Annotated in this window: 8 protein-coding genes and 2 tRNA genes; 4 read left to right on the top strand and 6 right to left on the bottom strand. The window is 58.2% G+C overall.

Going from position 1 to position 11,315, the window contains the following annotated elements; all coding sequences use genetic code 11:
* Positions 1-3: 3 nt before the first annotated feature.
* The 6 genes from AB7E65_RS09240 to AB7E65_RS09215 form a co-directional block, all read right to left on the bottom strand.
* Positions 4-1,371 (bottom strand): anthranilate synthase component I family protein, encoded by a 1,368-nt coding sequence (locus tag AB7E65_RS09240; protein ID WP_428745742.1) that lies wholly within the window; start codon positions 1,369-1,371, stop codon positions 4-6.
* Between the two features lie 92 nt (positions 1,372-1,463).
* Entirely contained in the window at positions 1,464-2,129 is a 666-nt protein-coding gene (locus AB7E65_RS09235; protein WP_072285720.1) for a response regulator transcription factor, read from the bottom strand.
* A 35-nt stretch (positions 2,130-2,164) separates the two neighbouring features.
* Entirely contained in the window at positions 2,165-3,817 is a 1,653-nt protein-coding gene (locus AB7E65_RS09230; RefSeq protein ID WP_145926340.1) for a PocR ligand-binding domain-containing protein, read from the bottom strand.
* Between the two features lie 815 nt (positions 3,818-4,632).
* Positions 4,633-4,708, bottom strand: a tRNA-Ala gene (locus AB7E65_RS09225).
* A gap of 96 nt (positions 4,709-4,804) precedes the next feature.
* Entirely contained in the window at positions 4,805-6,091 is a 1,287-nt protein-coding gene (locus AB7E65_RS09220; RefSeq protein ID WP_428745741.1) for an NCS2 family permease, read from the bottom strand.
* Between the two features lie 76 nt (positions 6,092-6,167).
* On the bottom strand, positions 6,168-6,521 hold the full coding sequence (locus AB7E65_RS09215; protein WP_072285717.1) for a cupin domain-containing protein: 354 nt from the start codon (positions 6,519-6,521) through the stop codon (positions 6,168-6,170).
* Positions 6,522-6,884: 363 nt separating this feature from the next.
* Here AB7E65_RS09215 and AB7E65_RS09210 point away from each other — a divergent pair.
* From AB7E65_RS09210 to folP, 4 genes are all read left to right on the top strand, one after another.
* A tRNA-Met gene (locus tag AB7E65_RS09210) sits at positions 6,885-6,961 on the top strand.
* 71 nt (positions 6,962-7,032) lie between these two features.
* Positions 7,033-8,409 carry a tRNA lysidine(34) synthetase TilS gene (gene tilS / locus AB7E65_RS09205; protein ID WP_072285716.1) on the top strand — a complete coding sequence of 459 codons (1,377 nt, stop codon included), beginning with the start codon at positions 7,033-7,035 and terminating at the stop codon, positions 8,407-8,409.
* Between the two features lie 96 nt (positions 8,410-8,505).
* On the top strand, positions 8,506-10,356 hold the full coding sequence (gene ftsH, locus AB7E65_RS09200; protein ID WP_428745740.1) for an ATP-dependent zinc metalloprotease FtsH: 1,851 nt from the start codon (positions 8,506-8,508) through the stop codon (positions 10,354-10,356).
* 71 nt (positions 10,357-10,427) lie between these two features.
* Positions 10,428-11,276 carry a dihydropteroate synthase gene (folP, locus tag AB7E65_RS09195; RefSeq protein WP_072287972.1) on the top strand — a complete coding sequence of 283 codons (849 nt, stop codon included), beginning with the start codon at positions 10,428-10,430 and terminating at the stop codon, positions 11,274-11,276.
* The last annotated feature ends 39 nt before the right edge of the window (positions 11,277-11,315 follow it).

Genomic DNA, 11,315 nt, shown 5'->3' with positions numbered 1-11,315 from the left:
CGATCATGATGCCCGTCCGAGGGCCCGGCGCAAGGCCGCGGCCTTGTGCAGACATTCCTGCCATTCGCGGGTCGGATCGGAGTCGGCAACACTGCCGGCGCCGACCTGATAGGTCAGTTCCCTGTCGAATTTCTGGAAACTGCGGATCAGAATATTGAAATCCATGTTGCCGGTGATGCTGACATAGCCGGCGCTTCCGGTGTAAGTGCCGCGCCCTGTCGGTTCGAGTTCTTCGATGATTTCCATGCAGCGTTTCTTCGGCGCGCCGGTAATGGTGCCGCCGGGAAATACCGCCCGCAGCAGGGCAAAAGGCCCGACATTTTTGCGCAGGCGTCCCTTGACATTGGAAACGATGTGGGTGACGTGAGAATAGCGCTCCAGCACCATCAGTTCGTCGACCTCAACGCTGGAGGGTTGGCAGACCTTCCCCAGATCGTTGCGTTCCAGATCGAGCAGCATGATATGTTCGGCGCGCTCCTTGGGATTGGCCAGCAATTCCTGGCGCAGCCGCTCATCGTCGGGGGCGCTTTCACCCCGGGGCCGGGTGCCGGCGATGGGGCGGGTCTCCGCAATACCGTTTTGCAGCCGTATCAGCCTCTCTGGTGACGCGGAGATGATGTCCAGGTGCGGGGTGTGCAGCAGGGCTGCGAAAGGGCTGGGGTTGATGCGGCGCAACCGCCGGTAGAGGTCGATGGCGGAAATGTCACAGCGCGAATCGAAACGCACCGAAAGATTGGCCTGATAGATATCCCCGCGGGCGATGTAGTGTTTGGCGCGGCACACCCGCTCTTCGAACGCCTGCTGCTCCATGCCGGGGGCCGGGCAGCTGACACGGAAAGGCTGCGTGTCAGCTGCCGGCTGCCGCAGCGCCTGGCGTATCGCGCGTTCCCACTGTTCCAGATTGTCCCGCGGGTCGAGGGAAACGAGCGTGAGGATTTGCTGGTGGTGGTCGAAGATTGCAGCAAGGTCGATCCAGTCCAGCCACAGGACGGGAATGTTTCGGTCCCGCCTGGCAATGCAGGGCAGGTTTTCAATGTGCATCGCCAGGTCGTAACCGAGAAAGCCAAAAAAACCGCCGGCAAAAGGCAGTTGAAAGGTGTCGGAAGAGAGTTTGCGTTGGTTCAGGATGGCGTCCAGCGTGACGAAGGGATCGCCGGGCAGAGGGGTCGTTCGGCCGTTCTCGATACGTTCAAGGCCGCTGCCATCCAGGCGGTAGGACTCCCGTCGGCGTAGCGGCACGATGCTGAAGCGCGCCGTCCCGGAAGCAGTTTGCGGGCTCTCAAGGAAACCGGGACCGGTGGGATAGAGGCGCTGGTAAATGATCAGCGGGTCGAAATGGTCCAGGGGAAAACTGTACAGGAAGCAGATCATGGGGTGTTTTTCGATAAGGGGTGACAGCCTGAGGCCAGTGATCGTGCGGCGTGAAATGCGGCGCACGAAAAATTCTGCCCATGTGGTTTTTCTCAGTTGATGAGCTTTCGCTCCTTGGCGGCGATAACGGCTTCGAGGCGACTTTTCACATCCAGTTTTTTAAAAATGTTTTTGATGTGGGTTTTGACGGTTTCCGGGCTGATGAACAGGCTGTTGCTGATTTCCTTGTTGCCCTGGCCGCGGGCCAGGCAGTCGAGGATCTGTTTTTCCCGGCGGGTGAGAAAATCCTCAGGGTCGTCTTCTTCGTCCGGTTCCATGTCCGGGCGGGTGTCTTCCCAGTCGACGGCCAGATCCATCAGGTATGGCGACATGGGGTGTTCTTTGTTGACAAAAGCCCGGATAAGCTCGACCAGATCGGTGATGTCGATGCTTTTGAGCACATAACCGTCGGCTCCGGCCTGCATGGCTTCTTCGATGAAGTGCTTGTCGCTGTATGAAGAAAGAATCAGCAGGGTCATCTCCGGATAATGTTTGCGCAGCATGCGCACCGCCGCCACTCCGGAAAGCCCGGGCATGTCGACATCGATGAGCGCCGCGTCCGGGGGGTTCTGCTTGATCCTTTCCACAGCCTTGAAGCCGTCGTTGGCTTCACCGATAAAGTCGATGTCGGAAAACTGGCTCAGGCCCATGCGCAAGCCGGTGCGAAGCAGGGGGTGGTCGTCGGCCAGAAAAACTTTAAACGGTCCGCTTTTGGGCATTTGTACCTCCGGGCAATGCGCGGGTTGAATCCCCTTCAAATATCTTTTGAAGGGTCGGGGACCGGCAGGGCCAGCACGATGCGCAGGCCGTCGTCCGTGGTCTCCGCCCAGATATGTCCCCCGTGTCCCTCCGCAACGAGCTTACAAAAGTTAAGCCCCAGGCCCAAGCCTTTTTTGGCGGCCGGGTTTTTGTGATTGCTCGTGTAGAACTTGTCGAACATGGCTCCCAGATCCTGCATGGGCAGATCCTTGCCGCGATTGTGAAAGGCGACGAAAATGTGGGCAATATCCGGCCGCAAGCGGACAGATTCGCCGTGCCGCTTACCGCCTGACGGCGCGCTTCGGCGTGTTTCGATGGTGACCAGGTCTTCTCCTTCACTGAACTTGATGGCGTTGTCCAGCAGGTTGGCAAAGGTTCGCAGCAGGCGCAGCCGATCCCCGTAATACGGCAGTTCGTCACTGAAGTCCGATTGGTAATCGATGCGGATTTTGCGATCCTGACAGGAATAATAGGATTGATTGACGACCTCCTGTAAAGCCTGGTGGATGTCGAAGCGGCTCTGCCGCAAAACCAGCATGCCGTAATTGTTGCGAAACACATCGAGAAAGTCGGACACCATGCCCATCAGGTCATGGTTGGTGTCGGCGGCCATTCTGAGAATATCCGTCTGTTCCTGGTTCAGGTGCCCGACCTGGCCGTCCAGCACCAGCTTGAGGGCCGATTTGATAGCCAGGATGGGGTTGATCATGTCATGGGTAAGCATGCCGAAAAGATCGCTCTTCATCCTCTCGATGGTTTTTTCTTCGGTCATGTCGCGCATGACGGCGACGAAGCCGTGCAGCTCTCCCTTTTCGTTTTCCATGCGGGAAAGGGACGTATCGACCTGGGCCAGTTTTTTATCGGAAAGCAGCAATCCCAGGCTGAGGCGTTCCGGTGTGTCGCGGGTCTCGCGCAGCTTGGCCATTTCCCTGACCAGCGGGGTACGGTCCAGAAACAGCGATTCGATGGGTTGGCCGGAAAGGTCGCCATCGGGGCGCCCCAGTGCTTCAAGCAGGGCGCGGTTCTGATTTTCGATGAAACCCCTGGTGTCGGTGGCGATAATGTAATCGGAAACACTGTTGATCAGCTGAAAAATGCGTTTGCGCGAGACGCTTTTGAGGCGTTTATTGTTAGTGGCCAGGCTGCCAAGGGTTCCGGCGATGAGGCTCTGCAGGGTGGCGAAGTCGTGCAGGCGTTCATAGCTTATTTTCGGGATTCGGTACAAAGCTTCCATGTAGCCGGCCATGTCCCGAATGCCGATGGCGCTGGCATGATGAAAAGCGAGATCCCGGTCGATGACATAATCTTCCGTTCTGACCTGGCCGCAGATCATTACGGCCACCATCTGCCCTTCGACGGTGATGGCGGATGCACAGTCCACCAGTCCCGAATTAAGGCAGGAGTAGATGGTCGGTCCATCCTTGCGCAGCGCCTCGCGTGCGCCATAGCGGGCGCTGGCCGTGCATTTGTGCAGGCCTTCATGGGTACCGCGGCAGAATTTCAGGCAGAAGTCGGAGAAATTGTAGGGTCCGGCAAGGATGTTTCCCTTCGTGTCGTAAATGCAACCACCCATGCGGGTCGCCTTGGTGTAGGCCACCATGATTTTATCAAGGGTGTTTTTATCGATCAGATCCAGAAGATATGCCATGTGGATGCTTTGCCCGTTGTCAGTAGCAGGAGCATCATTGTCCCACAAATGGGCATTTTGATCAAAGCGCAAAAAAATTTCGAAAATCACTCCATTGAGGGATAAAAACCCCTCGCCCTAGCGATGGCAACGACAGGCAGCCCTGATGTACTGTTATTACGGACAACGGGCAATGCTTCCCGAACACTGGGGATGCTGTTTGAAATCAACACCGGACAACAGGTCTGGGATGGTTTTTTAGCCGAGGTTAGCCCCCGGAGCGTACTCATAGAGATCACGTACAAAGTCATGCGACACAACGGTTTCCCTGGCGGTCTGATGTTGGTCGACGAAATTTTTCCTCCCCTGTGAGCTTTTCTGTTCGCTTTTTCCCTCCTCAAAAGCAGATTCACGCAATCGTCACCGACTCAGGCCGCAATTTTTATCTTCAACGCTCCACGGGTAGCTTCTCCCGCGGGGCGTCTTTGTATCCAGGCACGTCCTCGTGCGTTCACGGACGCCAAGGTCGGGCGTTTTGGCCGTTTTGCATAAACCTTGCGTTTGGTCAGGGTGAAACTGCCCGAAGCAGTTTACGGATATCTCGATCAGGAAGCCCCCCCTCGCCAACCTGGACGGTGAGGTGGTGTATCAGGTGTGATATTAAATTTTTTATAATAATGCTTATACCCATCGAGTTTTGTGCGGACGGAAATAAAAAGCCCTCAGAAGCAAAAATGCTCTGAGGGCTTTTTGTGTTGAGGATTCTAAAAATGTGTGCAGTTGTGTGCAGTGACAATCGAAAAGGGGTTACGGAAATATCCGTAACCCCTTGATTTTGGTGGAGCTAAGCGGGATCGAACCGCTGACCTCTTGAATGCCATTCAAGCGCTCTCCCAGCTGAGCTATAGCCCCGTGTGTTGTGGAGTGGGTTATAGCAAAAGCCCCTGAAGGGTGTCAACAGGTTTTTTTCCTGTGGTTGCCGTTTTTTTCGCATCGTGCTGAGGGCTGTCAATTGTACAGGCTGATCAGGGAAAGCACCGCTGCGCCGTATAAAAAAGGGCTGCATTGACGCCATTTGCCGAGCAGGACTTTGATCAGCACGTAGGATAGAAATCCGAAAGCCAGTCCGGTGGATATAGAATAGGCCAACGGCATGAACAGGATGGTAAGAAACGCCGGAGCGCCTTCCTCGAAATCGTAGAAGTCGATCTGGGCGACACCGCGCATCATGAATATGCCGACCATGATCAGTGCCGGGGCGGTGGCACAAGAGGGCACGGTGCTGACGATAGGGGAAAAGAAGGCGGCCAGAAGGAACAGGAGACCGGTGACCACACCGGTCAGGCCGGTGCGCCCGCCGTCGGAGACGCCGCTGGCCGATTCGAGATAAGCGGTCGTGGTACTGGTGCCGAGCACCGCTCCGCCGACGGTGGCCAGGGCGTCGGCGGTCAGCATGCGTGGCAGGCCCGGGATTCTGCCATCTTCCCTGACCATGCCCGCTTCCCGGCAGACGGCCAGCAGGGTGCCGAGGCTGTCGAACAGGTCCATGAACATAAAAGTGAATATGGCCGACCAGAAAGACAGGTTAATGGCGCCCGCTATATCCAGTTTGAAGGCGATCGGGGCCGGCGAAGGCGGCAGGGCGATCAGGGTCTCGGGCAACCGCGTTTCGCCGCTGATGATTGCCAGGAGCGTAACGGACAGGATCGAAATCAGCAGCGCTCCACGTACCCGGCGGATTTCCAGCAGGATGGCGAGCAAGACGCCAAAGAGCCCCAGCATCGCTCCGCGGCTAATGGAACCAAGGCCGATCAGGGTGGCCGGGTTGCCAACGATCAGGCCGAGGTTCTGCAGGCCGATGAAGGCGATGAACAGGCCGATACCGACGGCGGTGGCCTGCTGCAGGCAAACCGGGATGGCCCTGAGTATCCGCTCCCGGAATCCCAGCCAGGTAAGTATGAGGAAAAAGATACCGGACAGAAAAACAATCCCCAGGGCGGTCTGCCAGGGGATCTGTCGCTGCAGAACCAGGGTATAGGTGAAGAAAGCGTTGAGACCCATGCCTGGCGCCATCATGATAGGCGAGTTGGCCCAGAGGGCCATGAGCAGGGTGGCGAGCCCGGCCACCAGGCAGGTGATGGTGGTCAACGCGCCCTTGTCCATGCCGGTAGCGGCCAGCATGTCCGGATGAACAAAAATGATGTAGGCCGCCGCCAGAAACGTAGTGATGCCGGCCAGAATTTCATTGCGCAGGCAGCTGCCGTGCGCCTCCAGATGAAAAAAACGCTCCAGCATACGGGCCTCCTGGGGGAATGTGAAGGAGAAGAAGTCGTGCCTGTCTTATCACATTCCCCGGGGAGGCAACAGCTTTTTATGCCGGAGTCTGCGGACGGAACATGGTCAGCAGCATTTTCATATCGGTGGCGGCGCGCACCGCATGGGGGATGTTGGCGGGCATGACGATCAGGCTGCCGGCTTCGGCACCGATCGTCTTTGCGTCAATGGTGATTTCGGCTCGCCCCGCCAGGACTTGCACAAAGGCATCGAACGGAGCGCTGTGCTCGGATAATGCCTGGTTTGCGGCAAATGCGAACAGGGTCAGAGTGCCTACCGGGGTCTGGGTCAGGGTGCGGCTGACGATGGCGCCCGGCTGAACGGTCACCAGTTCGCTTATGGAGTGTGCCGTGGCCGGGGCAAGGGATCCGCTGTCGGGGTGTTTGTCCATGGGGTTCTCCTGGGTTCGAGGTTGAAAATGACTTGTCATGGGGAAAGTATGCCACTGCTTGCCTTCGGGTTGTTTGATGCGGATCAAGGATCGGGCGGTTTTTCGCCATATTCAGTGGTGGCAAACATCAAGGGCTTGATACATTTGAAAAATTCAAGCGGGATGGCCATCCCGCTGTTCAACAGCGGTTTTGCGGTTTGGGTTGTTCCTGAATTGCGGCTGTTTTGGCGCAATCGGCAAGGGTTGTCGGGCTCTTGCCATAATTGTAGATTGTTTTCGGCTTTATGCTTGACAAGGTCGAATCTCCTGGTTTATATAAGAGCCCACCTGAGGGAGACCCTTTGGTGCAAACCCGATAAAAAAGGCGGTGTAGCTCAGTTGGTTAGAGCATGCGGCTCATATCCGCAGTGTCCGGAGTTCGAATCTCTGCACCGCCACCAATTATAAAAGACCCTCCTGGATCGCAGTGAGGGTCTTTTCTTGTTTGAGCTGCCGGAGGTCTTGTGGATCAATGCAGTCTCTGTTCAATCACACCCTTATAAGTTGTATAGGCCTGCAGCCGAAAGACAGGATACTGGTGGGCGTTTCGGGTGGCGTCGATTCGGTGGTCCTGCTCGATTTGCTGTGGCAGGCGGCGGGGAAGCTGCAACTCGAAATCAGGGCCGCGCATCTCGACCACTGCATGCGTAGCGAGAGTTGCCGCGATGCCGAGTTCGTGCGGGAGCTCTGTCTGCGACTTCAGGTGCCGCTATCGCTTGGTTGCATCGATGTGCCAACGTTGGCGGCGCAGCGCAAGCGGGGTCTGGAAGAAGCGGCCCGGGATGCGCGGCGGGATTTTCTGCTGCGTACAGCCCGTCTTGAGGGGTGCCGTTTTGTCGCGCTGGGCCATCATCGCGATGACCAGGCCGAAACCTTCATGCATCGCCTGCTGCGTGGCAGCAGTCTGTCGGGGCTGGCCTGCATGCGCCTGCGGAGCGATCCTTTTATCCGACCGCTGCTGACATTTTCCAGAAGTGACATCCTGCAGTATCGTGATTCCCGCCAGCTCGGCCACGTTGAAGATTTGAGCAACGCCGATCCGTCTTTTACCCGCAATCGCCTGCGCCATGAATTGCTGCCGCTGCTGCGCGAATACAATCCCCGCATCGATCATCACCTGGCTGCCCTTAGCCGGCGTATCGCCGTTGAGGAAGACTATTGGGAACAGCAGGTTGGTGACGCCATGGCGAGCCTCTGTGTTGCCGGGGACGACGGTTTATGGTTGTGCTGCAACGCGCTGGAACTGCTGCATCCGGCGTTGCGCCTGCGCGTGCTGCGAGCCGCCCTGGAGCGATTGCGCGGGGATCTGCGGGGTATTGGTGCGCCGCATCTGGAGGCTCTGCAGAATTTGCTGCATGGTGCCAGGCCCGAGGCGGAGGTGCACCTTCCCGGGGCGTGGGCGGCGCGGCGTTATGATCGTCTCTGGATGCGAACCACCCCGCCGTTGCCGCGGCAGGGGTTTGCGGTTGCGATTCCGGGGCCGGGGGTTTACGATTTCCCCGGAGGTGGGCAGCTGCACGTAACACTGCAGGCGGACTGTGGCGGAGAAACCCGCTGGGTGGCGGAATTTGATGCGGCTCTGGTGCGGTTTCCGCTGCAGGTGAGATCCTTTCGTCCCGGTGATCGGTTTTATCCCAGCGGCGCGCCGGGGCATCGCAAGTTGAAGGATTTTTTTATCGACGCCAAGCTGCCCCGCGAGGTCCGGCAAGCCTTGCCGCTGGTGGTGGCCGACGAAATTATCTGGCTGCCGGGCTTGCGCCGATGTCAGGGGTTGCGTCCGAAACCCGGGGGCTCACAGGTGTTGCGCCTGGCTGTAACCGGTCGGTCGGGGGACAATCAAGGCTTGTGAAACCATGGGGATTATGATAAATTTCGAAAACATTTCAGTGGTTTTGGCCCTGTTTTGGCATAGAGGGGGTCGCACTGCGCAAAGTAAGGGGGAAGAGTGAATCCGATTTTCAAGAACCTGGCACTTTGGTTGGTTATATCCCTGGTCATGATCACCCTGTTCAACCTGATGACCACCTCCAAAGATGAGCCCAAAGCGATATCATATACGGCGTTTCTCGATGCCGTGGAAGACGGGACGGTAAAGGAAGTCGTTCTGGAAGGTCCGAATATCGAGGGCAAGGACCAGGAAGGCAATGCCTTCAGGACCTTTGCGCCCGACGACCCACGGTTGGTCCAAGTACTGCGCGACAAGGGGGTCACCATTCAGGCCAAGCCCGAGGAGGATCGGGGTTTCTGGATGTCTCTGCTGTTTTACTGGGGGCCGATCATTTTGTTTATCGGGGTGTGGATTTTCTTCATCCGGCAGATGCAGTCCAGTGGCGGCAAGGCCATGAGTTTCGGCAAAAGCCGGGCACGTCTGCTTACCGAAAGCGGGAACCAGGTGACCTTCAAGGATGTGGCCGGCATCGACGAAGCCAAGGATGAGCTGCAGGAAATCGTGGCGTTTCTCAAGGATCCCAAGAAATTTTCACGCCTCGGCGGGCGCATTCCCAAAGGGGTTTTGCTGGTGGGGCCCCCCGGTACCGGCAAGACGCTTCTGGGGCGGGCCATTGCCGGGGAGGCGGGGGTGCCCTTTTTTTCCATTTCCGGCTCCGACTTTGTGGAAATGTTCGTCGGGGTTGGCGCCAGTCGGGTGCGCGACCTGTTTCTGCAGGGTAAGAAAAACGCTCCCTGCATCATCTTCATCGACGAGATCGATGCGGTGGGCCGGCATCGTGGCGCCGGCCTGGGCGGCGGGCATGACGAGCGGGAACAGACCCTCAATCAACTGCTGGTGGAAATGGACGGCTTCGAGTCCAACGAGGGCGTTATCCTGATCGCCGCCACCAACCGACCCGACGTGCTGGATCCTGCTCTGCTGCGGCCCGGGCGTTTCGACCGCCAGGTGGTGGTGCCGCGTCCGGACATCAAGGGCCGCGCCATGATTCTCGATGTTCATGCGCGCAAGGTACCCCTTGGTAGCGATGTCAACCTCGATGTGGTTGCCAAAAGTACGCCCGGTTTTTCGGGCGCCGATCTGGCCAATCTGATCAACGAAGCCGCGTTGCTGGCTGCCCGCCAGAACAAGGACAAGGTCGATATGCAGGATCTGGAAGCGGCCAAGGACAAGGTTCTCATGGGTGCGGAGCGCCGTTCGCTGGTGATTACCGAAAAGGAAAAGCGCGTTACCGCCTATCATGAGGCGGGTCATGCCATCGTGCCGTTATTTCTGCCGGAGGCCGATCCGGTGCACAAGGTGTCCATCATTCCCCGCGGTCGGGCCCTGGGGGTGACCATGTTTCTTCCCGAGGAGGAAAAATACAACCAGTCCCGCATCGGTCTGGAAACCGCTATTTGCGGCCTGCTTGCAGGTCGTGTCGCTGAAGAACTGATGTTTGACGAGGTGACCAGCGGCGCCAGCAACGACATCGAACGGGCTACCCATATTGCCCGCAAGATGGTATGCGAGTGGGGAATGAGCGCCAAGATCGGTCCGCTGGCCTTCGGAGAGAAGGAAGGCGAGGTGTTCCTGGGCCGGGACCTGGGGCATGCCCGCAATTACAGCGAGGCGACGGCCGTCGAAATCGACAACGAAATCCGCCGCATCGTTCGGGAAAGTTACGACAAGGCGCGACAGATTCTGTCCAATCACCGCGATGGGCTGGTCGCGGTGGCCGAAGCATTGCTGGAGCGCGAAACCATTGACGGTGGAGAGGTACGTCGCATGATTTTCGGTGAGTCGGCGTCCGCCGGCAACGAAACCTCTGCCGGCACACCGGAGAATACGGCGACGGTTGAGGTGTGATGGCTTCCCACCGGTTTCCAGACAAGCCTGCGGACTTGCCGGAGGAAGGGGGGCCGTTCGACGTTTTTCCGGTGCCGACAATCCTGCGGGGACGCCGCTGCCGACTGGATCTGGAACGTCCCCTGATCATGGGAATCCTCAACATAACCCCCGATTCCTTTTACTCCGGTAGCCGCGCGACGTCGATTGACGATGCCCTTGGCCGGGCTCGGCGCATGCTGGACGAAGGGGCGGACCTGATCGATGTTGGCGGAGAAAGCACCCGGCCGGGGGCGGCGCTGATCAGCGAGCAGGAGGAACTCGACAGGATCGTGCCGGTCGTCGAGATCCTGTCCCGGGAGTTGCCGTGCCCTTTGTCTGTCGACACCAATAAAAGCGTCGTGGCTCGCGCCGCGGTTGCTGCCGGTGCCGATTTCATCAACGACATCAGTGGCTTTGCCTTTGATCCGGCGATGGCCGATACGGTTGCGGCTTGCGGGGCCGGGGCTTTTCTGATGCATACCCGGGGCAAACCCGAGGCGATGCAGGCCGATACCGCCTACGGGGATCTTTTTGCCGATATCGTCAATTACCTGCGCAAAGCGGTAGCTCGTGCCGAAGCCGCGGGTATCCCCCGCTGTCGACTCGCGATCGATCCGGGTATAGGTTTTGGCAAGGATCTGGCCGGCAATCTCGAGATTCTGCATCGTTTGAGAGAGCTTCTCGTCCTGGGTCTGCCGGTGCTGCTTGGCACCTCGCGCAAAGGATGCATCGGCCAGGTCGTGGGACAGTCCGATCCTGCGGAACGTCTCTACGGTACCCTGGCCACGGTGGCACTGGGCGTGGCGAGCGGCGTACAGATTTTTCGGGTACATGATGTGCGGCCCGCCAGGGAGGCGGCTCTGATGGCCTGGGCTGTGGTGCACCGGCGCCGTCCTTGATCCCTTGTCCTGTGATGGATATTAAAAATGAGCGGATTT

This window comes from Syntrophotalea sp. (assembly GCF_050253115.1).
Lineage (GTDB): Bacteria > Desulfobacterota > Desulfuromonadia > Desulfuromonadales > Syntrophotaleaceae > Syntrophotalea > Syntrophotalea acetylenica.
This window is presented reverse-complemented; position numbering and strand designations above follow the sequence as displayed.

Coding starts and splice junctions, on each gene's coding strand:
- AB7E65_RS09215 (WP_072285717.1), bottom strand. CDS start 6,521: ATGGACAAACACCCCGACAGCGGATCCCTTGCCCCGGCCACGGCACAC.
- tilS (WP_072285716.1), top strand. CDS start 7,033: ATGCAGTCTCTGTTCAATCACACCCTTATAAGTTGTATAGGCCTGCAG.
- AB7E65_RS09235 (WP_072285720.1), bottom strand. CDS start 2,129: ATGCCCAAAAGCGGACCGTTTAAAGTTTTTCTGGCCGACGACCACCCC.
- AB7E65_RS09230 (WP_145926340.1), bottom strand. CDS start 3,817: ATGGCATATCTTCTGGATCTGATCGATAAAAACACCCTTGATAAAATC.
- AB7E65_RS09240 (WP_428745742.1), bottom strand. CDS start 1,371: ATGATCTGCTTCCTGTACAGTTTTCCCCTGGACCATTTCGACCCGCTG.
- AB7E65_RS09220 (WP_428745741.1), bottom strand. CDS start 6,091: ATGCTGGAGCGTTTTTTTCATCTGGAGGCGCACGGCAGCTGCCTGCGC.